The organism is Stenotrophomonas pictorum JCM 9942, from assembly GCF_001431585.1.
Classification (GTDB): Bacteria; Pseudomonadota; Gammaproteobacteria; order Xanthomonadales; family Xanthomonadaceae; genus Stenotrophomonas; species Stenotrophomonas pictorum.
This window is the reverse complement of sequence record NZ_LLXS01000020.1, coordinates 30739-57504: the sequence shown is the minus strand read 5'-3', so window position 1 is coordinate 57504 and position 26766 is coordinate 30739. Positions and strand designations below refer to the sequence as shown.

The 26766-nt window shown below is 66.9% G+C and carries 30 protein-coding genes; 19 read left to right on the top strand and 11 right to left on the bottom strand.

Annotated features, from left to right (window positions below):
- Positions 1–72 precede the first annotated feature (72 nt).
- From ARC78_RS08120 to ARC78_RS08110, 3 genes are all read left to right on the top strand, one after another.
- Positions 73–1584: a peptide MFS transporter gene (locus tag ARC78_RS08120; protein ID WP_057506062.1), complete on the top strand. Its 1512-nt coding sequence runs from the start codon at positions 73–75 to the stop codon at positions 1582–1584.
- Positions 1585–1594: 10 nt separating this feature from the next.
- Complete coding sequence (locus ARC78_RS08115; protein ID WP_057506061.1) at positions 1595–2191, top strand: thioredoxin family protein; 597 nt, start codon at positions 1595–1597, stop codon at positions 2189–2191.
- Between the two features lie 139 nt (positions 2192–2330).
- Positions 2331–3443: a hypothetical protein gene (locus tag ARC78_RS08110; RefSeq protein WP_054659313.1), complete on the top strand. Its 1113-nt coding sequence runs from the start codon at positions 2331–2333 to the stop codon at positions 3441–3443.
- 13 nt (positions 3444–3456) lie between these two features.
- On the opposite strand, the gene ARC78_RS08105 is transcribed toward ARC78_RS08110, so the two are convergent.
- On the bottom strand, positions 3457–3951 hold the full coding sequence (locus ARC78_RS08105) for a MarR family winged helix-turn-helix transcriptional regulator (protein ID WP_054659311.1): 495 nt from the start codon (positions 3949–3951) through the stop codon (positions 3457–3459).
- Positions 3952–4076: 125 nt separating this feature from the next.
- Between ARC78_RS08105 and hppD the strand changes: the two genes are divergently transcribed.
- From hppD to hmgA, 3 genes are read left to right on the top strand one after another with little or no spacing between them, the layout of a single operon-like run.
- On the top strand, positions 4077–5186 hold the full coding sequence (gene hppD, locus ARC78_RS08100; RefSeq protein ID WP_425478340.1) for a 4-hydroxyphenylpyruvate dioxygenase: 1110 nt from the start codon (positions 4077–4079) through the stop codon (positions 5184–5186).
- Positions 5187–5218: 32 nt separating this feature from the next.
- Positions 5219–5683: a hypothetical protein gene (locus ARC78_RS08095; protein ID WP_054659310.1), complete on the top strand. Its 465-nt coding sequence runs from the start codon at positions 5219–5221 to the stop codon at positions 5681–5683.
- A 41-nt stretch (positions 5684–5724) separates the two neighbouring features.
- Positions 5725–7029 (top strand): homogentisate 1,2-dioxygenase, encoded by a 1305-nt coding sequence (gene hmgA, locus ARC78_RS08090; protein ID WP_054659308.1) that lies wholly within the window; start codon positions 5725–5727, stop codon positions 7027–7029.
- A gap of 1 nt (position 7030) precedes the next feature.
- Here hmgA and ARC78_RS08085 read toward each other — a convergent pair whose 3' ends face one another.
- On the bottom strand, positions 7031–7507 hold the full coding sequence (locus tag ARC78_RS08085) for a hypothetical protein (protein ID WP_054659306.1): 477 nt from the start codon (positions 7505–7507) through the stop codon (positions 7031–7033).
- Between the two features lie 130 nt (positions 7508–7637).
- Between ARC78_RS08085 and ARC78_RS08080 the strand changes: the two genes are divergently transcribed.
- The 3 genes from ARC78_RS08080 to ARC78_RS08070 all read left to right on the top strand — a co-directional run bounded on the left by ARC78_RS08080 (position 7638) and on the right by ARC78_RS08070 (position 9713).
- Positions 7638–8222 carry a lectin gene (locus tag ARC78_RS08080; RefSeq protein ID WP_096144928.1) on the top strand — a complete coding sequence of 195 codons (585 nt, stop codon included), beginning with the start codon at positions 7638–7640 and terminating at the stop codon, positions 8220–8222.
- 75 nt (positions 8223–8297) lie between these two features.
- On the top strand, positions 8298–9248 hold the full coding sequence (locus ARC78_RS08075) for a calcium/sodium antiporter (protein ID WP_054660106.1): 951 nt from the start codon (positions 8298–8300) through the stop codon (positions 9246–9248).
- An 18-nt stretch (positions 9249–9266) separates the two neighbouring features.
- Positions 9267–9713 carry a hypothetical protein gene (locus ARC78_RS08070; RefSeq protein ID WP_054660108.1) on the top strand — a complete coding sequence of 149 codons (447 nt, stop codon included), beginning with the start codon at positions 9267–9269 and terminating at the stop codon, positions 9711–9713.
- A 23-nt stretch (positions 9714–9736) separates the two neighbouring features.
- Here ARC78_RS08070 and ARC78_RS08065 read toward each other — a convergent pair whose 3' ends face one another.
- The 7 genes from ARC78_RS08065 to ARC78_RS08035 form a co-directional block, all read right to left on the bottom strand.
- Positions 9737–10093 (bottom strand): Na+/H+ antiporter subunit G, encoded by a 357-nt coding sequence (locus ARC78_RS08065; RefSeq protein WP_054660110.1) that lies wholly within the window; start codon positions 10091–10093, stop codon positions 9737–9739.
- Entirely contained in the window at positions 10090–10341 is a 252-nt protein-coding gene (locus ARC78_RS08060) for a K+/H+ antiporter subunit F (RefSeq protein WP_425478351.1), read from the bottom strand. The genes ARC78_RS08065 and ARC78_RS08060 overlap by 4 nt, the downstream gene beginning before the upstream one ends.
- 29 nt (positions 10342–10370) lie before the next feature.
- Positions 10371–10877: a Na+/H+ antiporter subunit E gene (locus ARC78_RS08055; RefSeq protein ID WP_054660114.1), complete on the bottom strand. Its 507-nt coding sequence runs from the start codon at positions 10875–10877 to the stop codon at positions 10371–10373.
- Positions 10874–12424 (bottom strand): monovalent cation/H+ antiporter subunit D, encoded by a 1551-nt coding sequence (locus ARC78_RS08050; RefSeq protein WP_057506060.1) that lies wholly within the window; start codon positions 12422–12424, stop codon positions 10874–10876. The genes ARC78_RS08055 and ARC78_RS08050 overlap by 4 nt, the downstream gene beginning before the upstream one ends.
- Entirely contained in the window at positions 12421–12801 is a 381-nt protein-coding gene (locus ARC78_RS08045; RefSeq protein ID WP_054660087.1) for a Na+/H+ antiporter subunit C, read from the bottom strand. Before ARC78_RS08045 ends, ARC78_RS08050 begins: the two co-directional genes overlap by 4 nt.
- Entirely contained in the window at positions 12801–15629 is a 2829-nt protein-coding gene (locus ARC78_RS08040; protein ID WP_057506059.1) for a monovalent cation/H+ antiporter subunit A, read from the bottom strand. The genes ARC78_RS08045 and ARC78_RS08040 overlap by 1 nt, the downstream gene beginning before the upstream one ends.
- 87 nt (positions 15630–15716) lie before the next feature.
- Positions 15717–16643, bottom strand: a complete 927-nt coding sequence (locus tag ARC78_RS08035; RefSeq protein ID WP_158499980.1) for a universal stress protein — start codon at positions 16641–16643, stop codon at positions 15717–15719.
- A gap of 73 nt (positions 16644–16716) precedes the next feature.
- Between ARC78_RS08035 and ARC78_RS08030 the strand changes: the two genes are divergently transcribed.
- Positions 16717–17622, top strand: coding sequence for an NAD-dependent epimerase/dehydratase family protein (locus tag ARC78_RS08030; RefSeq protein ID WP_054658248.1), 906 nt, complete (start codon positions 16717–16719; stop codon positions 17620–17622).
- On the opposite strand, the gene ARC78_RS08025 is transcribed toward ARC78_RS08030, so the two are convergent.
- Positions 17616–18095 (bottom strand): Mpo1 family 2-hydroxy fatty acid dioxygenase, encoded by a 480-nt coding sequence (locus ARC78_RS08025; protein WP_057506057.1) that lies wholly within the window; start codon positions 18093–18095, stop codon positions 17616–17618. The genes ARC78_RS08030 and ARC78_RS08025 overlap by 7 nt on opposite strands.
- Positions 18096–18182: 87 nt before the next feature.
- Positions 18183–19109, bottom strand: a complete 927-nt coding sequence (locus ARC78_RS08020; RefSeq protein WP_057506056.1) for a phosphoribosylaminoimidazolesuccinocarboxamide synthase — start codon at positions 19107–19109, stop codon at positions 18183–18185.
- Between the two features lie 163 nt (positions 19110–19272).
- Between ARC78_RS08020 and ARC78_RS08015 the strand changes: the two genes are divergently transcribed.
- The 9 genes from ARC78_RS08015 (at position 19273) to trpD (ending at position 26737) form a co-directional block, all read left to right on the top strand.
- The gene (locus ARC78_RS08015) at positions 19273–19602 is read left to right on the top strand and encodes a J domain-containing protein (protein ID WP_054658250.1); all 330 of its coding nucleotides are present in this window, start codon (positions 19273–19275) and stop codon (positions 19600–19602) included.
- A gap of 12 nt (positions 19603–19614) precedes the next feature.
- Positions 19615–20289 (top strand): ribulose-phosphate 3-epimerase, encoded by a 675-nt coding sequence (rpe, locus tag ARC78_RS08010; protein ID WP_054658252.1) that lies wholly within the window; start codon positions 19615–19617, stop codon positions 20287–20289.
- Positions 20290–20292: 3 nt separating this feature from the next.
- On the top strand, positions 20293–20784 hold the full coding sequence (locus tag ARC78_RS08005) for a GNAT family N-acetyltransferase (RefSeq protein ID WP_054658267.1): 492 nt from the start codon (positions 20293–20295) through the stop codon (positions 20782–20784).
- A 286-nt stretch (positions 20785–21070) separates the two neighbouring features.
- Positions 21071–22000 (top strand): lipid kinase YegS, encoded by a 930-nt coding sequence (gene yegS / locus ARC78_RS08000; protein WP_054658254.1) that lies wholly within the window; start codon positions 21071–21073, stop codon positions 21998–22000.
- A gap of 185 nt (positions 22001–22185) precedes the next feature.
- A complete protein-coding gene (gene trpE / locus ARC78_RS07995) occupies positions 22186–23676 on the top strand; it encodes an anthranilate synthase component I (RefSeq protein ID WP_054658256.1) in 1491 nt (496 codons plus the stop codon).
- Between the two features lie 49 nt (positions 23677–23725).
- Positions 23726–24508, top strand: a complete 783-nt coding sequence (locus ARC78_RS07990; protein WP_057506055.1) for an SIMPL domain-containing protein — start codon at positions 23726–23728, stop codon at positions 24506–24508.
- Positions 24509–24518: 10 nt separating this feature from the next.
- Positions 24519–25103 carry an anthranilate synthase component II gene (locus ARC78_RS07985; RefSeq protein WP_054658260.1) on the top strand — a complete coding sequence of 195 codons (585 nt, stop codon included), beginning with the start codon at positions 24519–24521 and terminating at the stop codon, positions 25101–25103.
- A gap of 69 nt (positions 25104–25172) precedes the next feature.
- On the top strand, positions 25173–25685 hold the full coding sequence (locus ARC78_RS07980) for a DUF1543 domain-containing protein (protein ID WP_054658262.1): 513 nt from the start codon (positions 25173–25175) through the stop codon (positions 25683–25685).
- Positions 25686–25699: 14 nt separating this feature from the next.
- The gene (gene trpD / locus ARC78_RS07975) at positions 25700–26737 is read left to right on the top strand and encodes an anthranilate phosphoribosyltransferase (RefSeq protein ID WP_054658264.1); all 1038 of its coding nucleotides are present in this window, start codon (positions 25700–25702) and stop codon (positions 26735–26737) included.
- The last annotated feature ends 29 nt before the right edge of the window (positions 26738–26766 follow it).

Here is a 26766-nt window from a genome sequence, read left to right as displayed (position 1 = left end):
TCTGTGATCCTCGCCCGTCGCGCCGGTTCCGGCCGATTTCTTTACCCAACGAATTGTTCAGGGGAGTCCCGCATGAGCGCTGCCGCGCCGAATTCCGCATCCACCCCGGCGCCCGTGCCGGAGTTCAAGACCACGCTTGGCCATCCGCGTCCGCTGTGGATGCTGTTCATGACCGAGTTCTGGGAGCGCTTCGCGTTCTACGGCATGCGCTGGGCGCTGGCGCTGTACATCGTGGCGCAGTTCTTCAACGGCGACGCCGCCGGTGAGGGCTCGGCCAGCAAGCTGTACGGCGCCTACCTGGCGCTGGTGTACGCGGCGGCGCTGTTCGGCGGCTATGTCGCCGACCGGGTGATCGGCTACCAGCGCTCGATCCTGCTGGGTGCGGTGGTGATGGCGGCCGGCCTGTTCCTGGTCATGGTGCCGAACGAGATGGTGTTCAAGATCGGCCTGGCCACCATCGTGGCCGGCAATGGCCTGTTCAAGCCCAACATCTCGACCATGGTCGGCCAGCTGTATGCCACCGGCGATGAGCGCCGTGATTCGGGCTTCACCCTGTTCTACATGGGCATCAACGCCGGTGCGCTGATCGCGCCGATCCTGACCGGCTGGCTGGCCGAGAACATGTTCGGCGGCTCCTCGCAGATGCCGGCCTACAAGGCGGTGTTCATCGCCTCGGGCGTGGGCATGCTGATCAGCCTGGTGTGGTTCTGGTTTGGCCGAGCCCAGCTCAAGGGCATCGGCCGTCCGCTGGCCGGCGCGGAAGGTTTCGGACGCCTGCTGCTGGTGGTGCTGGGGGTGCTGGTGGCGATCCCGGCGATCTACTTCCTGCTGACCATCGATGCCAACAATCTGCAGGTGCTGCTGACGATCCTGTTCGTGGGCCTGTGCGTGCTGATCCTGCGCGAAGGCTTCGCCAACGGTGCGGTGGCGCGTGACAAGGCGATCGCGATGCTGATCATCTTCGCCTTCAACGTGCTGTTCTGGATGTTCTTCGAACAGGCCGGCAGCTCGTTCAACTTCCTGGCGCAGAACATCGTCCAGCGCGACTTCGGCGGCTGGACGTTCCCGGTGGGCTGGTTCCAGTCGGTCAACTCGCTGGCCATCATCACCCTGGCGCCGGTCATCGCCTGGATGTGGGTCAAGATGGGCAAGGCCAATCCGTCGATCCCGCGCAAGTTCGGCCTGGGCATCATCTTCAACGGCCTGGCGTTCCTGCTGCTGATGTTCGCGCTGTCCAGCCTAGTGGACCCGCAGAGCCTGAAGATCCCGTTCTGGACGCTGTTCATGGTCTACGTGATCCAGTCGGTCGGCGAGCTGTGCCTGTCGCCGATCGGCCTGTCGATGGTGACCAAGCTGGCACCGGTGCGCCTGATCGGCTTCGGCATGGGCGGCTGGTTCCTGTCCACCGCGATCGGCAACAACCTGTCGGGCATTTTCGCCAGCAGCGTCAGCGGCGAAGGCGGCATGACCGTGGCGTCGGCGCAGGCCGGCTACACCTTCGGTTTCTGGGTGCTGATCGGCGCCGGCGTGCTGCTGTTCCTGATCGCGCCGCTGATCCAGAAGCTGATGCACGGCGTGAAGTAAGGCAGTGCCGATGAAGCGGTTGTCCGGGATGGTTGCCTTGCTGCTCACCGCGGCCTTGGCCGGCTGCAATCCGCCGCCGGCCGCCGCGCCGGCAGCGGTGCAGCCGCTGGACACCTCCGAACAGAAGCCGCCGGTGGCCGATATCCGCCAGCCGGTGGCTTCGGGCAATACCCCTGCCGCGGCGGATATCGCCGCGGTGGCCGGGCTCAATGCGCAGTTCGACCCGGCGCGCGATCCGTTCGCCGATCTGGAAACGGCCAAGGTCGAAGCCCAGCGTGGTGGCAAGCGCATCATCCTGGATGTCGGTGGCGAATGGTGCTCGTGGTGCCACCTGCTCGACGCCTTCATGGAAGGCGATTCGCAGCTGCGCCGCTTCCGCGATGCCAACTACGTGTGGATGAAGGTCAATTACAGCGAGGACAACGAGAACATCGCGTTCCTGTCGCGCTTCCCCGGGATTACCGGCTATCCGCACCTGTTCGTGCTCGACGCCGACGGCCGGCTGCTGCACTCGCAGTTCACCGGCGAGCTGGAAAAAGGCAAGGGCTACGATCGCGCGCGCTTCGAGGCGTTCCTCCGCCAGTGGGCCCCACCTGCCACGCCCTAGGCATGCGGTAACCGTCAGCAACAGCGGCGCCGCAGGGCGCCGTTTTTTATTGGGGCACGCCGGGGCTTCATTTCCGTGCACCCCGGCCGCTATCGGAAAGATAGCCCGGCATCCGGCCGGGGACGCCGGCCCTATCCGCATGCACGCTGCTCCGCCTCCTGTTGATGCGCTTGACGAATCCGCCACTGCCGAGGCCGCCGGTGTGAACCTGCCGACGGTGGAAGCACTGCTGGATGAAACGCCAGACATGCCGCAGGAAGTGCCGCGCTACCGCCTGCCGCTGGCCGCCTCACCGCCGAACATCATGCTGCAGTCGGCGATCACCCGGCTGGTCGAACAGAAAGAACGGATCGATGCGCTGGTACGCGACGGCCTGCTGTCCGGCCTGTTGCCGGCCGAATGGAGCGCGCACCCGGGCAACGAGTTGCGTGCCTTCGTCGCCTCGGTGCTGCCGTTCGCCTCCGATGCGGTGCGCAGCGAGACCGTGCCGGCGCGGGTGCCACTGAAATTCCTGCTTGGCCAATCGCACCGCTGGAGCCGGGCCGAGGTGGCCGAGCCGAAATCGCTGGCGGTCTATCTGGCGGCCGACGAGCGGGCAACGGCAGGCAGCGCCGATCAGGCCGAAGTGATGCTGCTCTCGCCGCTCGGTCTGGCCTGGGCGCAGGAGGGACGCAGCCGGGTCGGCTTCCTGCGCGCGCTGGGCGTCGAGTCGATGGCCGCGCGGGTGACGACGCTGGCATATCCGGAAGCGGCGCAACTGGCGCTGTACCAGGTGACGGTCGATGGCATGACGCAGATCTGGTGCGTGCTGGACAACCGCCGACTGCGTGCGCTGTCGGCCCCGTCGCTGACCTTGCCGGTGTTGACCGCTTATGGCGTCGTCGCGCCACAGCCCTGGCCGGCGCAGTGGCCGGAACCGGCCGACGTTGGCGCCGAGCTGGCGCGGATGCGCGGCGGTCGTGGCGTGGTCGAGGTCGATCTGGTCAAACTGGTGGACAAAATAAGACGTGGCAAAGCCGGCGAGGCCTGGGCCAGCGCAAGTCTGATGCAGCTGCACACCTGGGTACCGCGTTGGCGCTTTTTCCTGGCTTCGTTCATCGGCCTGCCGGCGGCCTTGCTGGTGATCGCAGCACTGGCCCTGCCCGGTCAGATCGAAGCGGCCGCGGTGGCTTCGGCGCTGGGTTTCGCCGGAGGCGCCATCGCCGCGCTGGCCGCGCCATGGATCTATGCGCGACGCAAGTACCTGAGCTGATCGCCGATGGCGATCAAGCCTCGTTCATGCGTGCCAGGCCGGCCTCGGCCAGGCGCGTGATCAGGCGTTCCAGCCCCTGTTCTTCCTCCTCGGTGAGGACCGACATCAGGCGCCGTTCCATCTCGATCACCAGCGGTGCGATGGTCTCGTAGACCTCGAAGCCGGCCGCCGACAGCGCCAGCACCGAGCGCCGGCGGTCATCGCCGTGGGTCTCGCGTTTGATGAAACCGCGTTCCAGCAGGCGCGCCACGGCGCGGCTGACCGCGACCTTGTCCATCGCCGTGCGCTCGGACACCTCGCTGGCCGAGGAACCCGGGTACAGCGCCAGGATCGTGATCACCCGCCATTCGGGGATGGCCAGGCCATAGCGCTCGCCATACAGCCGGGCGATGTTGCCGCTGACCCGGTTGGACAACACGCTGATGCGGTAAGGCAGGAACTGCTCGAGATCCAGCAACACGTGCGAGGCACGGATGCTGGTGGACTTGCTGTAATCGGAAGAGCTCATGCTGCAGTGCACCTTGATGGTGGTTTCATGTGAAACTATAACCTTCGGTCCAGGCCCCCGTTCGGGCGGGCCTTCCTGTCTAGCTCGCCGGTGACCGGCGACTGCCCTGCTTCCGGAGCCAACTCATGAATACCCCCAGCGCCACCCACGCGCCCAATCTGGGCATGCAGGTCACCACCTTCGAAAACCCGATGGGCATCGACGGGTTCGAGTTCGTCGAGTTTGCCGCACCGGCCGGGCAGGGTGCCCAGCTGCACGACTACTTCCAGAACATGGGATTCACTGCCGTGCTCCGCCACCGGCAGCGTGCTATTACCGTCTACCGTCAAGGCGGCGTCAACTTCCTCGTGAACGAGGAGCCGGATTCCTTCGCCGCCGATTTCGCCGCCAAGCACGGTCCGTGCGCCTGCGGCTTCGCGATCCGCTTCGGCAAGCCGGCGGCCGAGGTGCTGGCCGCGGCCATCGGCAACGGCGCCGAGGAAGTGACCCTGCTGGCCGACACCCGCGCGGTGCCGGCGCCGGTGATCAAGGGCATCGGCGACTGCATGCTGTATCTGGTGGACCGCTATGGCGCCGCCGGCAGCATCTACGACACCGATTACGAGCCCATCGAAGGCGCCGAGCAGAACCCGGCCGGCTTCGGCCTGACCTTCATCGACCACCTGACCCACAACCTGTACCTGGGCAACATGCAGCAGTGGTCGGACTACTACGAGCGGTTGTTCAACTTCCGCGAGATCCGCTACTTCGACATCAAGGGCGCCAAGACCGGGCTGGTGTCCAAGGCGATGACCGCACCGGATGGCATCGTGCGCATTCCGCTCAACGAGTCCTCCGATCCGAAGAGCCAGATCAACGAATACCTGGACGCCTACAAGGGCGAGGGCATCCAGCACATCGCCTGCTTCACCGACAACATCTATGAGACGGTCGAGGCGATGCGCGCGCGTGGCATCCAGTTCCTGGACACGCCGGACACCTATTTCGACGTGGTCGACCTGCGCATCCCGGACAACGGCGAGGACGTGGAGCGTCTGCGCAGGAACAAGATCCTGATCGATGCCGATCCGGAGACCAAGCAGCGCAAGCTGCTGCAGATCTTCACCACCAACGCCATTGGCCCGATCTTCTTCGAGATCATCCAGCGCAAGGGCAACGAAGGCTTCGGCGAAGGCAACTTCCAGGCGCTGTTCGAGAGCATCGAGCGCGACCAGATCAAGCGCGGCGTGCTGTAACGTTACCGGCCCCTTCCCCCGAGAAACGCGCGATGCTGACCGAGCTGATCACCCTGCTGACCTGTGACGACCTGCAAGGCAAGGACCTGGCCGCCTGCGTGTCCAGGATCAAGGCCTCGCCGATGGATCCGGAGCTGGACTGGATCGACGGCGACAGCCCGGCGGCGTTCATGCAGTTCGCGGTCCTGGCCGAGCTGGGCGATTACCTCGCCATCGGTGACAAGCTCGATGAACTGCACGAGGAGATCAGCGAGCAGTTCGCCAACCCGCTGCCGGCAATGCCCCACCAGGCGCTGTCGGCGGCGGAGTATTTCCAGTGGCTGGACGGGCAGCTGGCCGCCCGTCCGACCCCCTACGAGATACTGCTGTGGGGCAATCCGTTCGACGACAACCTCTACGCCTTCATCGTCCGTCGCCACGACAGCCCGCGCATTCTTGAACTTGCCGGAGAACTGGGTTTGCTGATCGAACCGGCGACCCGGCGTCAGCTGACCTGAAACCACCCCTCCCGTCCGGGCCCATCCAAGCGAGCGCAGCCATGTCCCAGAGCAATACCGCCTACCAGTCCGGATTCGGCAACGAGTTCGCCACCGAGGCCGTACCCGGCACGCTGCCGGTGGGACGCAATTCGCCGCAGCGGGTGGCCCATGGCCTGTATGCCGAGCAGCTGACCGGCACCGCTTTCACCGCTCCGCGCGGCAGCAACCGCCGCAGCTGGCTGTACCGGATCCGTCCGGCGGCGATGCACGGCGAATTCACGCCGTTCGTGCAGCCGCACCTGCATGGCGAGTTCAGCCACGCGGCGGTATCGCCCAACCAGCTGCGCTGGGATCCGCTGCCGTTGCCCACCACGCCCACCGATTTCATCGAAGGCCTGTACACCATGGGCGGCAACGGCGGGCCTGCGGCGCACAGCGGCGCGGGCATCCATATGTATGCGGCCAACACGGACATGCGCGGCCGCTGGTTCTACAACGCCGATGGCGAGCTGCTGATCGTGCCGCAGCTGGGCCGGCTGCGGCTGCGCACCGAGCTGGGCCTGATCGAGATCGAGCCGCAGCAGATCGCGGTGATCCCGCGCGGCGTGCGTTTTGCCGTGGAGCTGCCCGACGGGCAGGCGCGCGGCTATGTCTGCGAGAACTTCGGCGCACAGTTGAAGCTGCCGGACCTGGGGCCGATCGGCAGCAACGGCCTGGCCAATCCGCGCGATTTCGAAACCCCGGTGGCCGCCTACGAGGACCTTGAAGGGCAGTTCGAGCTGGTCGCCAAGTTCCAGGGCCGGCTGTGGCGCGCGGACATCGGCCACTCGCCGCTGGACGTGGTCGGCTGGCACGGCAACTACGCGCCGTACCGCTACGACCTGCGCCACTTCAACGCCATCGGTTCGATCAGCTACGACCATCCGGATCCGTCGATCTTCCTGGTGCTGCATTCGGCCAGCGACACCCCGGGCACCAGCAACCTGGATTTCGTGATCTTCCCGCCACGCTGGCTGGTGGCGCAGGACACGTTCCGCCCGCCGTGGTTCCACCGCAATATCGCCAGCGAGTTCATGGGCCTGATCCACGGCGCCTACGACGCCAAGGCCGAGGGCTTCGTGCCCGGTGGCGCCTCGCTGCACAACTGCATGACCGGCCACGGCCCGGATGCGGCCACCTTCGACAAGGCTTCCCATGCCGATCTGTCCAGGCCGGATGTGATCACCGACACCATGGCCTTCATGTTCGAAACCCGCGGGGTGATCTGCCCGAGCGAGCAGGCGGTGGCCGCGACGCATCGCCAGCGTGGCTACCAGGCCTGCTGGAGCGGCCTGCGCAACCACTTCACCCCGCCCCGGGGGTGATTCACGCCGGCAGCGGTGCCGGTTCCAGCACCGCTGCCAGCTGCGCCTGCGGCAGCACTTCACGCAGGCGCGCCTGCACCCGCTGCGTGTAGCCTTCGGAAGTCAGTGTCGGCAGGTGTCGCAGGGCCAGCGTCAGCGCCTGCACGGTGTCGGCATCCTCACGCGCGGCCTGCAGCACCCGGTGCAGCTGGGTGGCGGTGGGATGGCGCTGCAGGGCCAGGATATCCAGCACATAGATGCGTGCGGCCAGCAGCGAGCGGCGGTGCGGCTCGGCAGGAGCGGGGCGGTCCGTGGCCAGATAGCCCTCGCGCTGCAGCCCGGCGATCAGTGTGGCCGCGTCACTGCCCAGCAGCAGGCGCAGCTCGTCCAGATCACGTTTGCCATCACACAGGATCAGCGCCCGCCGCTGGCGCAGGTCCAGCGCGCCGGAGGGTGTGTGCAGTTCGGCATGGCCCAGTTCGGTCTTGTGCGGCTGCATGGGGACTCGACGCGGCGCGGAAGGAGATGAGCCTGGCGGTCGCCGGTGAAAGCACCATGACAGGGCGTCGCTCACCTGGCGCGGCCGGTGCGGTCGCTAGACTCCGCCAGGACCTGCCCGGAGTTGCCATATGAACCGCGTCGCCTTGTTTTCGCTGATCCTCCTCGCGCTGCCGGCGGCCTGTGAACGCCCGTCCGAGCCGACCGCATCGCCGTCGGCAACCGGCAGCGTGTCCGCACCGGCCGCCGTGGCTGGGCCTGCTGCGACGACTGCCGGTGCCGGCTGGCAGGGCTATGGGCCGGTGCCACTGGGCAGCGATGCCGCGCAGCTGCACGCATCGTGGCCTGGCGAGCTGCAAGGGGATGCGGTCGCCGACGGCGGCTGCTATTACCTCAGTCCGGCCGGCCAGGACGAGGCCCGGCCATTCTTCATGATCGAGGGCGATCGCTTCGTGCGCTATGACCTGCGTAGCACCGCTGTTCCGGCGCCGGGCGGTGGCACGGTCGGCATGGAGCTGGCACAGCTGCAGGCGTTGTATCCGCACGCCGGCCCCCCGCAGCCGCACAAGTATGTGGACGGCGCCCGGATGCTGCGGGTGACGGCGGTCGACGGTGGTCCGGGCGTGCTGGTGTTCGAGCTGGGCGCCGATGGCAAGGTCGGCGCGTGGCGGGTGGGACTGCCGCCACAGGTGGATTACGTGGAAGGCTGCGGCTGATACCCTGCTGCCGCTAACGGTGGGGCACGCGTTCGGCCCTGCAACCGCCGCCATCATTGCCGGGAGAGATGCGGAATGTTTGAAGCAATCGTGTGGTTCGCATTGGGGCTGCTGCTGCTGGCGCTGGGCGGGGACTCCATCGTCAAGGCCGCCTCCGGTCTGGCCCAGCGCTTCGGCGCCTCGCCGTTCGTCGCCGGTCTGCTGCTGGTGGCGTTCGGCACCTCGCTGCCGGAGCTGGTGGTCAATGCCCGCGCGTTCGTGGTCGGCGCGCAGGAGCTGGCACTGGGCAACGCGGTGGGCAGCAACATCGTCAACGTCGGTCTGACCCTGGGTCTGGCGGCGCTGGCGTTTCCCTTGCTGGTGCGCACCCGGCTGCTGTCGCCGCTGCTGGTGCTGCTGGCCGTGGCGTCGCTGGCGTTGATCGTGTTCGGCCTGGATGGCGTGATCAGCCGCAGCGAAGGCATCGTGCTGCTGCTGGGCTTTGTGGCGGTGCTGGCGTTGCTGCTGACGCGCGCGCGGCGCGAGCCGGTGGAGCTGCAGGAGAGCATCGCCAACTACGCCACCACCCGCACGATGCTGTGGCTCAATATGGTCCGCCTGCTGATCGCCGCCGTGGTGCTGTATTACGGCGCACGCTGGGTGGTGCAGGCCGCACCGGTGATCGGCGCCGGCTGGGGGATGTCGCCGTTGCTGGCCGGCCTGCTGCCGGTGGCTATCGGCACCGCGTTGCCGGAAGTGGTTGCGGCCATCGCCGCGGCGCGTCGCGGCCAGGGCGACATGGTGGTCGGTCATGTGATCGGCTCGAGCCTGTTCAACCTGCTGGTGGTGGTGGGCGGTATGGCGGCGCTGCGGCCGATGCCGCTGCCGGCCTCGTTCGTGCGGCTGGAGCTGCCGGCGGCGATCGTGTTCGTGCTGATGCTGTACCCGATGCTGCGCGGCGACCTGAAGATCACCCGCGGCGAAGGTGCGGTGCTGCTCGTGGCGTTCCTGGCGTGGGTGGGGTTGGAACTGGCGCTGTTGTATTGACGGATCAGGGAGACAGTTATGCGCAAGGGGATGGGCGTTGCGGTGTTGTGCGTTGTACTGGCCGGGTGCGCGCTGCTGCCGCGGCAACAGGGGGCCTGGATCGATCCGGCGATGGCGGTGCAGCTGGCCGCGGCCGCCGGTCCCGGCCGTGGCGTGGATGGCGTGTTCGCACTGAACGTGCGTGCTATCGGGGAAGAGGGTGGCCGCCTGTTCCTGGGCTCGCAGCCGGACTACCGTGACCCGCGCAATCTCAGCGTCGCGGTGGATCCGCAGGCGCGGCTGGCGCTGGCCGAGCGGCTGCAGGCCGATCCGAAGACGGTGTTGAAGGGCAAGCCGGTTCTGGTGCGCGGTACCGCGCGCATGGTGCGGATCGACTTTACCGACGGTCAGGGGCAGCCCAGCGGGAAGTACTACTACCAGACCCATGTGCGCGTCAGCGACGTGGCGCAGATCCAGCTGCGCTGACGCCCGCCGGAAGCGCCGCCGCCTCAGTTGGGCGGAGTGTCGGTGTCGGCCCCGCCGTTACCGCCGGTGGGCGGTTCGGGGCGGCTTTCCATCATCAGCGACAGCGCCGCCTTGGCCATCAGGTGCGCGCTGATCGGGGCGGTGATGAACAGGAACACGGTGATCAGCAGCTCGCGCGGCTGCGGGTCTTCGCCCAGGAAGATGTGATAGGCCACCGAGCACGCCAGGATGCAGCCCACCCCCAGGGTGCTGGCCTTGGTCGGCGCATGCAGGCGCTTGAAGAAATCGGAAAAGCGCACCAGTCCCAGCGCGCCGACCAGGATGAAGAAACAGCCGAACACCAGCAGGGCCGACAGTGTGATCTGCAGGAACGTGATCATTCGACGATATCCCGGCGCAGTACGTACTTGCTCAGCACCACGGTGCTGCCGAAGCCGAGCATGGCGATGATCAGCGCGGCCTCGAAATAGATGGCCGAATCCAGGTACATGCCGAACAGCATCAGCAGCGCGATGGCGGTGACCGAGAGCGTGTCCAGGGCGAGGATGCGGTCCGGCACGGTTGGCCCGCGCAGCAGCCGCCACAGCGCCAGCAGCATCGCCAGCCCGACCACATGCATGCACACCATCAGGGTGGTTTCGAATATCAGATGCCCGTTCACGGGAAGATCTCCATCAGCGGCGCCTCGTAGCGGCTCTTGATCTCGGCGATCAGCGCGTCGGCGTCCTCCAGGTGCAGCACATGTACCAGCAGGTGGCGGCGGTCCTCGGACAGCGCGGCCGACACCGTGCCGGGGGTCAGGGTGATGAAGCTGGTCAGCGCGGCGATGCCGTGGATGTTGCCGATATCCAGCGGCAGCCAGATGAACGCCGGTTTCAGGCGGTCTTCCGGGCCCAGCACCTGTGCGGCCACGCGCAGGTTGCAGATCAGGATGTCCCACAGGATCGTGCAGACCAGCCGCGGTACCGGTCGCAAGGTGCCGATGCGGGCGAACTCGCGGTCCAGGCGCGCGGCGAACAGCGGCACCACCAGTCCGAGCAGCAGGCCCAGCAGCAGCTGCCCCACGTCGAAGGTGAAGGACATCACCATCCAGAACGCGACCACGGTGATGGACAGCACGGGCGACGGGAACAGCCGGCGCAGCAGCGGGCGATGTGGACTCATGGCTGCCTCACTTGCGGGAGGGTGCCGCGCACATCCTGCAGGTAGCGGTCCGGCGCCTGCAGTTGCGTGGCGATGGCCTCGGACTGGCGCATCAGCGGCGCGGCGAACACGCTCATCGCCACCACGTAGCCCAGCAGCAGGCAGGCGGCAGCGGTTTCGAACGGCCGCGCCGGGGCTTCGCTGGGCCCGGGGTGCGGCCCGGCCACCTCGTCCTCGGCGCCAGGCACATGCCAGAACAGGCGGATGCCGGTGCGGGTCAGGCCGATGATCACCAGCAGGCTGCTGCCCAGCACCGCGGTCCATACCACGGCGGTGTGCGCGTCGGGCACGGCCGCCAGCAGCGCGGCCTTGGCCAGGAAGCCGGCCAAGGGCGGCAATCCGGCCACCGCGACCGCGCCGACCAGGAACAGCAGGCCCGGCACGGTCTTGCCCGGCAGTACGGTCTGCTCGCCCTCGCGTCGCTGCCCGGCACGGAGGCGCCGGCGGCGGATCAGGTCGGCCACCAGGAACAGTGCCGCCGCGGTGAAGGTGCTGTGCGGCAGGTAGTACAGGCCGGCGGAAAGGGTGCCGGGAGTGCCCAGCGCGAAGGCGATGAACAGCGTTGCCGCCGAGACCACCACCAGGTAGGCGACCAGCACGCTCAGGCGGGTGGCCGCCAGTGCGCCGAGCGCGGCCACCAGCAAGGTGGCGATACCGGCCCACAGCAGCCAATCGCTGCCATAACCGGCCATCGCACCGGCGTCGGCATCGAACCACAGCGAGGTCACACGCAGCACAGCGTACAGGCCGACCTTGGTCATGATCACGAACAGCGCCGCCACCGCCGCCGGCGCGCGGGCATAGGATTCGGGCAGCCACAGGTACAGCGGCAGCAGCGCGGCCTTGGCGCAGAACACCAGCAGCAGCAGGCCCAGCGCGGCCTTGGCCAGCTTCAGGTGGCTCGGCGGCAGCTCGGCGATGCGCTGGCCGATCTCGGCCATGTTCAACGAACCCAGCGTGGCGTAGAGCATGCCCAGCGCGATCAGGAACAGCGTCGAGGCGGTGACGTTGAACACCACGTAGTGCAGGCCGATGCGCATGCGCAGGCCGCGTCCGCCCGACAGCAGCAGGCCGTAGGAGGCGATCAGCAGCACCTCGAAGAACACGAACAGGTTGAAGATGTCGCCGGTCAAAAACGCGCCGTTGAGGCCGACCAGCTGGAACTGGAACAGCGCATGGAAATGCGGCGCGCGCCGGTCCCAGCCGGTGCAGGCATGCAGCAGGCAGGCGATGGCCAGCAGCAGGGTGGTGGCCAGCATCCAGCCCGCCAGGCCATCGGCCACCAGCGCGATGCCCAGCCGCGCCGGCCAGTCGCCCAGCAGGTAGGCCCAGATATGGCCCTGGCTGGTCTGCGCAAACAGCAGCGCCACCGCCACCGCCAGCGCCGCCATGCTGGCCCAGGCCACGCTGCGCTGCACCTTGGGCCCGTAGCGTCGGTGTTCGATGAACAGCGACAGCGCCGCGCCCAGCAGCGGAATCAGGATCGGCAGGATCACCAGATGGTTCATGCGCCGCGCCCCGGTTTGGCGGCTTGCTCAGCCGGCGGCTCGGGCTCGTGTGCATCCACGTGATCACTGTGGTTGTCGCTGCGGCTGCGCATGGCCAGCACGATGCTCACCGCGGTCATCGCAAACGCAATGACGATGGCGGTCAGCACCAGCGCCTGCGGCAGCGGATCGGTGTAGTGCGCCAGCGTGCTGGCGATCCCGTCCTTGAGCACCGGCGCCTTGCCGATCACCGGCCGCCCGGCGCTGAAGATCAGCAGGTTGGTGGCATAGGACAGGAAGGTCATGCCCAGGATCACATCGAAGCTGCGCGCGCGCAGCAGCAGGTAGATGCCGATGCCGGTGAGCACACCGATCGCGCTTGCCAGGGCCAGTTCCATCAGTGCATCTCCCCGGTGCGGGCCGAACGGCGGTGGATATCGATTTCGCCGTTGCGGGCGTTGCGGCTGCGCGAGGGTTTGACGGTGCCCATCATCGACAGGATCAGCATCACCCCGCCGAACACCACCAGGTACACGCCGGTATCAAAACCGATCGCGCTGGCCAGCGGCACCTCGCCGATCAACGGCAGCTGCAGGTCCAGGTGGCCGCTGGTCAGGAACGGTACGCCGAACAGCAGTGAGCCGGCGCCGCTGAGCAGGGCGATCAGCAGGCCCAGGCCGATGCAGCGGATGTAGTCGAAACCGAAGCGCGATTCCACCGAGGCCGAGCCCTGGATCACGTACTGGATCAGCAGCGGCACCGCCAGCACCAGGCCGGCGATGAAGCCGCCGCCGGGGGCGTTGTGGCCGCGCAGGAACAGGAAGATGGACACGGTGAGCGTGAGCGGGAACATGATCTGCGCCAGATCGGCCGGTACCGGCAGCTTCATCGGCGGGCCGGGCATGATCTGCTCCGGCGCCATCCGCGAACGCCGCAGCAGTGCATGCACCACCAGCGCGGCGATGCCGAACACGGTGATCTCACCGAAGGTGTCGAAGCCGCGGAAGTCCACCAGGATCACGTTGACCACGTTGTGGCCGTAGGCCTCGGGCAGCGAGCGCAGCAGCAGTTCGCCGGCCATGGTGTTGGGCGGCAGGGTCATCAGCGAATAGGCCAGCGCGGCGATGCCGGTACCGGCGACGATGGCGATGGCCGCATCGCGGCGCTTGCGCCAGCGCGAGTGTTCCGGCGGCGACTGTGCCGGCAGGTAGTTCATGCCCAGCAGCATCAGCGCCAGCGTCACCATCTCCACCATCAGCTGGGTCAGGGCCAGGTCCGGCGCGGACAGGAACACGAAGGTCAGTGCCACCATCAGCCCGGTACCGCCGATCACGATCACCGCCAGCAGGCGCTGCCGGAACAGGAACAGGCCGGCAAAGGCGCAGGCCAGCATCACCAGCCACAGCATCCAGCCCAGCAACGGGATCGGTTGCGGCGCCGGCCAGGCCGGCATCGCCGGATTGGCGACATAGGGCGCGGCGGCCACGATCACCGCCACCAGCACCAGCGCCAGCAGCATGCGTTGCAGACTGCCGTTGGCCACTGCGGCGGTGAAGCGCTGGGCAAAGCCGAACAGCACCTCCAGGTTGCGCTGGAACAGCTGCTTGCCGACCGGACGGTTGCGCGCGGCGTACAGGTCGGTGAACCGGCGCAAGCCGAAATACAGTGCGATGCCGCCGGCCACGCCGATGACGCTCATCGCCAATGGCAGGTTGAAGCCGTGCCAGACGGCCAGGCTGTACCCGGGCATCGCGTTGCCGAGAATCGCGCTCGCACCGGCTTGCAGCACCGGGGCGACGGTCAGCGCAGGCACGATGCCCACCGCCAGACAGATCACCACCAGCACTTCCACCGGCACCTTCATCCAGCGCGGCGGCTCATGCGGCACCACGTCGATGTCCACCGGTCCTTTGCCGAAAAAGGTGTCGTGGACGAAACGCAGGCTGTAGGCAACGCCGAGGATACCGGCCAGCAGCGCGGCGGCGCTCACCGCATTGCGCATCCAGTCCGGGCCTTCGGTGGCCAGCGCTTCGGTGAACAGCATTTCCTTGGACAGGAAGCCGTTGAGCAATGGAATCCCGGCCATCGCCAGCGAGGCGACGATGGCCAGCGTGCTGGTGATCGGCATCAGCCGGCGCAGGCCGCCGAGCCGGCGCATGTCGCGGGTGCCGGTTTCGTGGTCGATGATGCCGGCGGCCATGAACAGCGAGGCCTTGAAGGTGGCGTGGTTGAGGATATGGAATACGCCGGCCACCACCGCCATCGGCGTGGACAGGCCGAACAGCAGGGTGATCAGGCCCAGATGCGAGATCGTCGAATACGCCAGCAGGCCTTTGAGGTCATGCTGGAAGATCGCGTTCCAGGCGCCGATCAGCAGGGTGATCGCCCCGATACCGCTGACCACATAGAAGAACAGTTCGGTGCCGGCCAGCGCCGGGTGCAGCCGTGCCAGCAGGAACACGCCGGCTTTGACCATCGTGGCCGAGTGCAGATAGGCCGACACCGGCGTCGGCGCGGCCATCGCATGCGGCAGCCAGAAGTGGAACGGGAACTGCGCGCTCTTGGTGAAGATGCCGGCCAGCACCAGCAGCAGCGCCCACGGATACAGCGCGCTGGCGCGGATCAGCTCGCCCGAGGCCAGCACCACGTCCAGATCGAAACTGCCGACGATGCGGCCGATCAGCAGCACGCCGGCCAGCAGCGCCAGACCGCCGCCGCCGGTGACCACCAGTGCCATGCGCGCGCCCTCGCGGGCGTCCTTGCGGTGCGACCAGAAGCCGATCAGCAGGAACGAGCTGATGCTCGTCAGCTCCCAGAACACCATCAACAGCAGCAGGTTGCCGGCCAGCACCATGCCGAGCATCGCGCCCATGAACAGCAGCAGGTAGCTGTAGAAGCGCCGCGCGCTGTCCTTCGCCGAGAGGTAGTAGTGCGCGTACAGCACCACTAGCGCGCCGATACCCAGTACCAGCCCGGCGAACATCCACGCCAGTCCGTCCAGGCGCAGGCTGAAATCCAGCCCGATCTGCGGCAGCCACTGCCAGCTGCTGCGGACGATCCCGCCATCGAGCACGGTCGGGGTCACGCTGCCCAGCAGCGCCAGCCCCAGCACCGGCGCCGCCCCCGCCAGGCAGGCCGCCGCGCTGCGTGGCAGGCGGCCCAGCAGGGCGATGGCCGCAGCCAGCAGGAAAGGCAGCGCGAGCAGCAACGGCAGGACAGGCGTCATTCAGGAATGAAGGTGCAACGGGAGGATTTCGAGTTTAACAGGCGCTTTTTCCCGGCCCGGCGGTTTTTCTGAACGAGCCGTTCGGATTCAGCCTGCAAGTCCAGCAACGGCGGTGTCTGCGGGCAGGGAACGCGGATCGCGGATCAACAGGGTGTCCGTTTCCAGCACCGCGACCAGCCGCCGGGCGACGCTGCCGATCAGCAGCTCAAACAGCGCGCCGCGGCCGTGCGTGGCGACAATGACCAGCTCCGCGCCGCTGTCCCGGGTATACCGCCGCAGTACCGCCGCCGGCGCGCCGGTATCGATGTGGATTTCCGCCATGGCCTGTGCCAGCAGCGGCCGCAGTTCGGCCAGGAGCTGCTGGGCCTGTCCGCGCGCCGCGTCCCGGGCCTGCTCCTGCACGCTGGCGCGATCGCCGCTGAGCAGGGGGCTGCCCGTGGATTCCAGTGCATGCACCAGCGACAGCCGCAGTGGCGGACCCAGCAGCGACAAGGCCTGGCCGGCCGCCCGGTTGGCGCTGTCGGAGAAATCGCTGGCCACCGCCAGGTGGCGATACGGTCCACGTACCCGGTCATGCACGATCAGCACCGGCAGCGGCGAATGCCGGCTCAGCCACAGCACGGTGGAGCCGGGTACCGGCAGTTCAAACAGCATGTCGCTGGCGATGCCGGTGACCAGTAGGCCGCAATTCTCCTCGGCCGCCAGGCGCAGCAGGGCGCGGCCGACATGGCCCTGCGTCACCCGGACGTCGATCCTGCCGCTGTGGTCTTCCCCGTCCAGCAGCCGTTGCAGGCGACGTTCGGCGGTATCCCGTGGGTCCGGCGCTCCCTGTGGCAGTTCCGCGCCGGCTTCCATGGCGGCATCCGGGAGTACCGTGGCCACTACCAGCCGCGCGTTCCATTGCCGTGCCAGCTGCAGGGCGCGTGCCAATGCGCGGTCGCAACGGGCGCTCATATCGGTGGCGAGCAGGATGGCGGAGGGAACGGCGTGGGAGTGGCTTTCAGGAGAGGGCATGGCGTGCTCGGCGTTGTCCGGTTCGAGTCTACCTGCTGCGGCAAATCGCGATTGATCGCCTATCCTGTGCGGCATGGAAAATGACACCCGCGTTGAAACCGGCCTGCGCAAGGCACTGCTGTTTGGTGCCAGTGGCCAGATCGGTGAGCGCGTACTGGCCAACTTGCTGGCCGCAGGCTGGGAGGTGACCGCGGTGTCACGCCACGCGCAGGTGGCGCTGCCGGGAGTGCGCTGGCAGCGCGGCGACCTGTCCGGCACCTGGCAGGGCGAGGAGGGGTTCGACGCCGTTTTCAGCTGTGGTCCGCTGGACCATTTCGCGCGCTGGTATGCCGCATCGGACGTGCACGCACCGAAGGTGGTGGCGTTCGGTTCGACCAGTGTGGACGTCAAGCAGGATTCCCCTGAGCCGGCCGAGCGCGATGTCGCCGGTCGGCTGCGCCAAGCCGAGCAGGTGCTGTTCAAGCGTGCCAAAGAGCGTGGTGTCGCCGCCACGGTACTGCGGCCGACGCTGGTCTACGGTGCCGGCCGTGACAAGACGCTGAGCGTCATCGCCGCGCTGGCTGCGCGTACCGGTTTTTTTGTGTTGCCGCATTGTGCCAATGGTCTGCGCCAGCCGGTGCACGTGCAGGATCTGGCCGACGCGGCCCTGCAGGTAGTGCGGCATCCGGCAGCGGCCGGTCGCGCCTATGCGCTGGGCGGCGGTGAGGTGCTGGGATATGGCGAGATGGTCCAGCGGGTGCTGGCGTCATTGCCGGCCCGGCCGCGTCTGTGGAGCGTGCCGACGCCGTTGTTCCGGCTGGCCTTGCGGCTGGCGCATGCCAGCGGGCGGTTGCAGGGCATGAACGCGGCCACGCTCGCCCGCATGCGCGATCCGCTGGTCTTCGATATCGAACCGGCGCGACGGGACTTCGGCTATGCGCCGCGTCCGTTCATTGCCGAGGCGACGATGTTCACCACGCCGGCGGCGGCCGATCAGTAACGCCAGCCGAACTGGCGGTACAGCTTGGCCAGCACCCAGATCGGGCCGATCAACAGGTAGGTCAGGTCGGTGAGGAAGCTGGGCCGTCGGCCTTCGATCCTGTGGCCGATGAACTGTGCGATCCACGCCAGCACGAACACGCCGATGCCGATGCGCAGCAGCAGCGGAATGCCCAAGCGGTCTTCCAGCAGCCGGCAGATGCAGCCGGCCACGAAGAAAAGCATCAGCATGCCGATGCCCAGCGGGCGCGACAGGCGGTTGTAATAGGCCCAGGTGCCGAACATCGCCAAGGCCGCCCAGATGCCGTGCTGGAACCACGGCAGCAACGGCGGAACGCACCACAGCAGCGCGATCGCCGACCACAGGATGGCCGGTACCGCGACCACATGGATCGCCTGGTTGGTGGCGTTGCTATGGTCGCCGGAATAACCGGCGAAGTAGCGGTCCAGCGGGCGCGCGCTGCGGATGTCCATGGTCTCTCCCGGCCCTTGGTGGGCAGAGCATAGCGCGGCCACCTGGCGGACGCGCCCGGCAGGCCGCGTCCGTCAGGTGGTACGGCCTCAGTCGATGCTGATGCCCGCCAGCTTGTCCAGCGCCTCGGCGTACTTGGCGCGGGTGCGTTCGATCACCTCGGCCGGCAGCGCCGGGCCCGGGGCGGTCTTGTCCCAGTCCAGGGTCTCCAGATAGTCGCGCACGAACTGCTTGTCGTAGCTCGGCGGGCTGATACCGACCTGGTACTCGTCGGCCGGCCAGTAGCGGGAGGAATCCGGGGTCAGCATCTCGTCCATGATGTACAGGCGGCCATCGGCGTCGGTGCCGAACTCGAACTTGGTATCGGCCAGCAGGATCCCGCGCTCGGCCGCGTATTCGGCCGCGAACTTGTAGATCCGCAGCGTGGCGTCGCGCACCTTTTCGGCCAGATCCGCGCCCACCGCCTTGACCATCGCGTCGAAATCGATGTTCTCGTCGTGGTCGCCCACCGCCGCCTTGGTGGACGGTGTGAAGATCGGCTCTGGGAGTTTCTCGGCCTGCTGCAGGCCGTTGGGCAGGGCGATGCCGCTGACCTTGCCGGTGCGCTGGTAGTCCTTCCAGCCGCTGCCGATCACATAGCCGCGGGCGATCGCTTCCACCGGCACCGGCTTGAGCTTCTTGGTCACCACCGCGCGCTTGGCGTACAGCGCCGGATCGACGCCTTCGGGCAGCACACTGGCCACCTCGATGCCGGTCAGATGGTTGGGCATCAGGTGCTCGGTCTTCTTGAACCAGAAGTTGGAGACCTGGCACAGCATCTCGCCCTTGCCCGGGATCGGGTCGGGCAGCACCACGTCAAACGCCGACAGGCGATCGGTGGCAACCATCAACAGGTAGTCCCCGGGAGGCGTTCCAGCGGGCAAACGTTCGCGCGGGATATCGAACACATCACGCACCTTGCCGCGATGGCGCAAGGGCAGGCCGGGAAGATCGGATTGCAACAGCGTGGTCGGCACGGGCACTCCTGGGGCTTGGCAATGATGCCGCCGGCGTGGAGGACCCGGGTCTGGAGACCCGCAGGGCCCGCTGCTGGACGGCGGGCGGCCTAGTGTAAAGCCGGATCGGGTCGCTGTGGCATAAAATGCGCGTCTTGACGGTCCTCAGGCCATTGGAACCTCCATGCGCTGGTACGGAAAACTGCTTGGTTTCATCGCCGGGGCCCTGCTTTTCAGGCCCAATCCCCTGTTTGGTGCGGTGATCGGCCTGCTGCTGGGCCATGCCTTCGACAGTGACTGGTTCCGCCTGGGCAAAGATCTGCCGTATCGCGAGCTGGGGGTCACCCGCGACGCCACCGATGCCGAGATCGACCTGGCCTACCGTCGCCTGATGTCCCAGTACCACCCCGACAAAGTGGCCGGCGCCGCGCCCGAACTGCGCGCCCAGGCCGAAAAGAAGGCCCGGCAGATCAACGCCGCCTACGACCGCATCAAAACCCTGCGCAAGCGCTGAAAGGCTCCCGTCATGTCCAACTGCATCATCGCCCCGTCCATCCTCTCGGCCAATTTCGCCAAGCTCGGCGAGGAGGTCGACAACGTGCTGGCCGCTGGCGCCGACTGGGTCCATTTCGACGTGATGGACAACCACTACGTGCCCAACCTGACCATCGGCCCGATGGTCTGCCAGGCGCTGCGCAAGCATGGCGTGACCGCGCCGATCGACGTGCATCTGATGGTGGAACCGGTGGACCGCATCGTGCCGGACTTCGCCGAGGCCGGTGCCAGCCTGATCAGCTTCCACCCGGAAGCCAGCCGCCACGTCCACCGCACCATCCAGCTGATCAAGTCGCACGGCTGCAAGGCCGGCCTGGTGCTGAATCCTGCCACCCCGGTCGAAGTGCTGGACTGGGTGCTGGAAGACCTGGACCTGGTGCTGCTGATGTCGGTCAATCCGGGCTTCGGTGGCCAGGCCTTCATCCCCTCCACGCTGGACAAGCTGCGCGCGGTGCGGGCGATGATCGACAAGCTCGGCAAGCCGGTGATCCTGGAGGTCGACGGCGGGGTGAAGGCCGACAACATCGGCGAGATCGCCGCCGCCGGTGCCGATGCCTTCGTCGCCGGTTCGGCCATCTTCAATGCGCCGGACTATGCCGGGGTGATCGCGAAGATGCGCGGCAACGTCGCCGCGGCGCGGGGCTGAGTGGTGGGCGCGGCAGAAGTACGTATCCGCCCGGCATTGGCCGATGACGCAGGCCTGATCCTGCACTTCATCCGCGAACTGGCGATCTACGAGAAAGCAGAGTCGTCAGTGCAGACCGACGAGGCCGGCATCCGTGACAGCCTGTTCGGTCCGGATGCCAAGGCGCAGGCGCTGATCTGCGAGCGCGACGGCAAGGCGATTGGTTACGCCGTGTTCTTCTACAACTACTCGACCTGGCTGGGCCGCAACGGTATCTACCTGGAAGACCTGTACGTCAGCCCCGAGGCGCGCGGCAGCGGCGCGGGCAAGGCCCTGTTGCAGCACATCGCCAGGCTGGCGGTAGCGCAGGGCTGCGGTCGTTTCGAATGGTCGGTGCTGGACTGGAACACGCCGGCTATCGATTTCTACAAAGCCGCCGGAGCGGTGGCGCAGGACGAATGGACGGTGTACCGCCTGCAAGGCGAAGCGCTGCAGAAGTTCGCCGCAGGCGAATGATTGGCTGTTTGCAGGAGCGGCGTACGCCGCGAAGCACGGACGAAACCAGGTCGACAAGAGCTCATCCCCTTTGCCGGGCAACAGGCAGGGCGCGGCTCTGAAGATGAAGCAAAAAAAGGCCGCAGCGTTGCCGCTGCGGCTGGGGAATAGTGCGGAGGCTGATCCTGCCTCCATCCGTCGTCCTTGCTATGGACTTCCATACTCCCGGTCCTCGATGACGGAACGGTGACATTCACCCGCCCGCAGTGACGCGCTTGCTAGGCTGCGCGCGTTTCCGGAGAACAGCATGCAGGCAAGTCCGTGGTTTCTGATCCTCAATGGCAAGTCCGCCAACGATGAGGCGGTGCGCGAGGCTGTTGCGCAGCTGCGGCGACAGGGCCGCATCCTTGCGGTCCGGGTGACCTGGGAAGCCGGTGATGCCGGGCGTCATGTGCGTGAAGCCATCGCGGCCAATGCCGCGGTGATCGTGGCCGGCGGTGGCGATGGCACCTTGAGCGAAGTGGCCGAGGCCATGGCGCAGAGCACGCTGGATGCGGCGCAGCTGCCGGCGCTGGGATTGCTGCCGCTGGGTACCGCCAACGATTTCGCGGCCGCCTCCGGCATGGCGCTGGAACCGTTGGCCGCGCTGACGCTGATTGGCGCCACGGCGGCGCGGCCGATCGATCTGCTGCAGATCGACGGTGACGGGCGAAGCCATTGGTGCGCGAATCTGGCCAGCGGCGGTTTCGGTACCGACGTCACCGTGGAAACCCGCGAAGGATTGAAGAAAATGCTGGGCGGGCTGGCGTACGTGGTCACCGGTATTTCGCGGGTGGGCCGGATCGAGCCGATCCGGGCACGGATCCACGGCGGAGACTTCGCATGGGAGGGAGATTTCATCGCACTGGGTATCGGCAATGGCCGTCAGGCCGGCGGCGGCCAGGTGCTGTGCCCGGATGCGCTGCTCGATGATGGTCTGCTGGATCTGACTGTCGTGCCCGAGCTTTCCGGTGAGGTCCTGTCCACCTTGGGCACTTTGTTCAGCGACGGCAAGCACGCGGCACTGGAGCAGGTCGCGGTACGCGCCCGCCTGCACCAGCTGTGGATCGATGCCATGCAGCCGATGACACTGAATCTGGATGGGGAGCCGCTGCAGGCGCGCCGCTTCCATGTGCGCTGTGTGCCCGGCCGGGTACGCATGCATCTGCCTGCGGACACCGCCCTGCTCAGCCACTGAACCGTTGCTGCTGCAAGCAATTGCCGATGTTGCAGATGCACACCACACCGCGATCTTGCGGTAGAGTTGCCCGGTGCCCATTCTGACGACCAAGCGTTCCCTTTCTTCCGCTCGCCGCTGGTGGCGATGGTGGCCCGTTGCCGTCGTCCGTCCCGCCACCGTCGTTTCCCGGAAGGAAAGCCGTCTTGATCACGCAAGAGCAGTTCCAGCAACTGGCCGCTGAAGGCCGCAGCGCACACCCGCACAATTTCGTCCCCGTCGTCCGTGAAGTGCTGTCCGACCTGGACACGCCGCTCTCGGTTTACCTGAAGCTCGCCGACGGCCCGTATACCTACCTGTTTGAATCCGTCGAAGGCGGCGAACGCTTCGGGCGCTATTCCATCATCGGCCTGCCTGCGCGCCGCACGTACAGCTTCCGCGGGCATACGCTGGAAGTCAGTGAGCTGGGCGAGGTGGTCGAGCGCCGCGACGTGGCCGACCCGTTGGCCGAGGTGGAAGTGCTGCGCAAGCAGTACTCGGTGCCGCAGCTGGAGGGCCTGCCGGGTTTCACCGGCGGCCTGGTCGGCTGGTTCGGCTTCGAGTGCATCCAGTACATCGAGCCGCACCTGGGCGCGGGCGAAAAGCCCGACGAACTCGGTACGCCCGACATCCTGCTGATGCTGTCCGAAGAGCTGGCGGTGTTCGACAACCTCAAGGGCCGCCTGTACCTGATCGTGCATGCCGACCCGGCGCAGCCGCAGGCCTGGGCACGCGCGAACCGTCGTCTCGATGAGCTGGCACACCGTCTGCGCCAGGGCGGCGCCGGTTACCCGCAGTCGCAGGTATCCGACGCCATCGACGAGCAGGACTTCCAGTCCTCGTTCACCCGCGAGGAGTACCACGCGGTGGTGCGCAAGGCGCAGGACTACGTGCGCGCCGGTGACATCTTCCAGGTGGTGCCCAGCCAGCGCCTGCGCGTGCCGTTCCGCGCACGGCCGATCGACGTGTACCGCGCGCTGCGTGCGCTGAATCCCTCGCCATACATGTATTTCATCGATGTCGGTGGCACCCAGGTGGTGGGTTCCTCGCCGGAAATCCTGGCGCGCCTGCGCGATGGTATCGTCACCGTGCGTCCGATCGCCGGCACCCGTCCGCGCGGCGCCACGCCCGAGCTGGACAAGGCGCTGGAAGTCGAATTGCTGGCCGATCCCAAGGAGCGTGCCGAGCACGTGATGCTGATCGATCTGGGCCGCAATGATGTCGGCCGCGTCGCCGAGCCCGGCACGGTGAAAGTGGGCGAGCAGTTCGTGATCGAGCGCTACAGCCACGTCATGCACATCGTCAGTGAAGTGACCGGCACGTTGAAGGCCGGCCTGAGCTATAGCGATGTGATGCGCGCGACCTTCCCGGCCGGCACGGTGAGCGGCGCGCCGAAAATCCGTGCGCTGGAGATCATCCGCGAGCTGGAGCCGGTCAAGCGCAACGTCTATTCCGGCGCGGTCGGCTACATCGGCTGGAACGGCGATGCCGATACCGCCATCGCCATCCGCACCGCGGTGATCCAGGACGGTTACCTGTACGTGCAGGCCGGCGGCGGCGTGGTCTACGACTCCGATCCCGATGCCGAATGGCAGGAAACCATGAACAAGGGCCGCGCGCTGTTCCGCGCGGTGGCGCAGGCGGCGAAGGGCTTGTGAGCGTGCATTGTTTGCGCATCGTGGTGCGCAGGGGAATGGGAAAATCGGGATGAAGAGCAGATTCGTGTTGTCGTTGTTGCTGGCCTTGGCGCCGGTGCTGTCGTTCGCACAAGCCAATTCGATTCCGTCGCAGCCCCATCTGCTGGTGAAGGGGCAGGCCGCGCGTACGGTCGTGCCGGATCACTTTACGGTCGAGTTCCTGGTGCAAGCCACGGACATGGCGCCGGAACAGGCGCGGTCGAGGGTCGAGCGGAACGTGGCGGCGGTACTGGCCGCTTTGAAGAAACACCGCGCGCTGGCGGAAAACACCTACGCCTCCTCCCTGTCGATTTCCGCCGAGAACGCGTACGAGAACGGCAAGCAGGTGTTCAAGGGAACCAAGGTTGTCCGTCGCGTCCGTGGCAGTTTCGATGATCTGGAGAAGCTGCGCGCATTGCTGGCCGACGTGGATGCCGGGCCGGAATTGCAGATCACCTCGTTGCGCTCCGGTTACGCGAAGGCCAGCACGTTGCGCGCCGAACTCAAGGCGCAAGCCGCCCGCCAGTCGCGCCATTCCGCCGAAGGGTTGGCAGCGGCCTACGGCACGCGCATCACCGGCCTGTACACCATCTCCGACGTTGCCCCGAACTTTGCCTACGGCGTGCAGGCCGGTACGTGGCAGTCGGCGAGCGAAGATGCCGGGGACGACGCCATCCCGCCGCCGTCTCCGCCGGCTCCCCCTGCGCCTGCGGCAATGGAGGTATCCGGCTCCCGCCTTGCGCCCGAGAGTCTGGAAACCGGGACGATCACCTTCACCGAAAACGTCTACGCGATCTTCCTGATCGCTCAATGAGTGCCATTCCATGCTGTTGATGATCGACAACTACGACAGCTTCACCTTCAACCTCGTGCAGTACCTGCAGATGCTGGGCGCCGAGGTGAAGGTGGTGCGCAACGATGCGATGAGCGTCGAGCAGATCGCCGCGCTTCAGCCTTCGCATATCGTGGTATCGCCCGGCCCGAAAACGCCGAACGAGGCCGGTGTGTCGCTGGACGTGATCCGCCAGCTGGGTCCCCGCATCCCGGTGTTCGGCGTATGTCTGGGCCACCAGAGCATCGGCCAGGTCTATGGCGGTGACGTGATCCGCGCCGGCAACATCATGCATGGCAAGACCTCGCCGATCCGCCATGAAGGCAAGGGCGTGTTTGCCGGCCTGCCGGACCGCTATGAGGCCACCCGCTACCACTCGCTGGTGGTGGACAAGAACACGCTGCCGGCCGCGCTGGAGATCACCGCCTGGACCGAGAACCCGGACGGGTCGATGGAAGAAATCATGGGCCTGCGCCACCGCGAGTATCCGGTCGAAGGGGTGCAGTTCCATCCCGAATCGATCCTCACCCAGCATGGTCACGCGCTGATGAAGAACTTCCTGGACCGTACATGCTGATTGCACGGACGAGGCTGCTTCAGGCCGATGAGGCCGGTTCGATTCGAGCGCTGACGGAACGCCGGTGTCATGGGTGATATCGAACTGCGCCTGTTCGTGGTGATGCTCGGCGGCCGCCATGCGCGTGCCAATACCGAGGTGCACGACGTGGTGTTCGCCGTTGGCCGGGATATCAGGCAGACCTGGCCGCAGCTGCGCGAGCAGTGGTTCGGCGAGGCCGCCGGCCTGCATCTGGATTCATGGATGACGGTCGATGGGGTCGAGGACTGGCAGGTGCGCCTGTCGCAGGACCCGCCTGCCGCGGACGCGCCGACGCTGTTCTTCGTCAACCTCGGCGGTTATGTCGAAGGTGCATTCGGCGAAGACCACCGGTATCTGCTGGTGGTCGCCGCCGACGCGGCCGAGGCCAAGCGCAAGGCGCTGGCGCAGGCCCAGGCGCAGTGGATCAAGCCACACCGCGATGCGCTGCTGGAAGTGGACCGCTGCCTGCCGGTGGGGCCGATCGGTGGCCTGCATGTGCAGCTTCGGCGTGGCGCACACGCCGGCATCCGCAGCCAAAGCGACTACATCGTTATTTCCTGATTTCTGGAGTTGTCATGACCATCACCGCGCAGGAAGCCCTGCAACGCACCATCGAACACCGCGAGATCTTCTTCGACGAGATGGTCGACCTGATGCGCCAGATCATGCGCGGTGAAGTCTCGCCGACCATGACCGCGGCCATCCTCACCGGCTTGCGGGTCAAAAAGGAAACCGTCGGCGAGATCGCCGGCGCGGCCACGGTGATGCGCGAGTTCGCGCTGCCGGTGACGGTAGAAGACAAGACGCATCTGGTCGATATCGTCGGTACCGGCGGCGATGGCTCGCACACGTTCAACATCTCGACCTGCTCGATGTTCGTGGTGGCCGCGGCTGGTGCCAAGGTGGCCAAGCATGGCAACCGCAGCGTCTCTTCCAAATCCGGCAGCGCCGACGCGGTGGAAGCGCTGGGCGCGGTGATCGAGCTGCAGCCCGGGCAGGTGGCTCGCGCCATTGAACAGACCGGCATCGGCTTCATGTTCGCGCCGATGCACCATCCGGCCATGAAGGTGGTGGCGCCGGTGCGCCGCGAGATGGGCGTGCGCACCATTTTCAACATCCTCGGCCCGCTGACCAACCCGGTCGGTGCCACCAATATCCTGATGGGCGTGTTCCACCCGGACCTGGTCGGCATCCAGGCGCGCGTGCTGCGCGAGCTGGGCGCCGAGCGCGCGCTGGTGGTGTGGGGCCGCGACAACATGGATGAGATCTCGCTGGGCGCCGGCACCCTGGTGGGCGAGCTGCGTGACGGCAAGGTGCGCGAGTACGAGATTCATCCTGAGGACTTCGGTATCGCCATGTCGGCCAGCCGCAACCTCAAGGTGGAGAACCCGGAAGAGTCCATCGCCATGCTGCGTGGCGTGCTCGACAACGCGCCGGGCCCGGCCAACGACATCGTCGCGCTCAATGCCGGCGCGGCGCTGTATGTGGCCGGTGTGGCCGACAGCATCGCCGATGGTCTGGCCCGCGCCCGTGCGGTCATTGCCGATGGCAGCGCCCGTGCGCGCATGCAGCATTACGTGGCCGTCAGCCGTATGCTGGCCGGCCACAGTTGAACGCTTCTCCGCTTCCCGCGTCCGCAGCG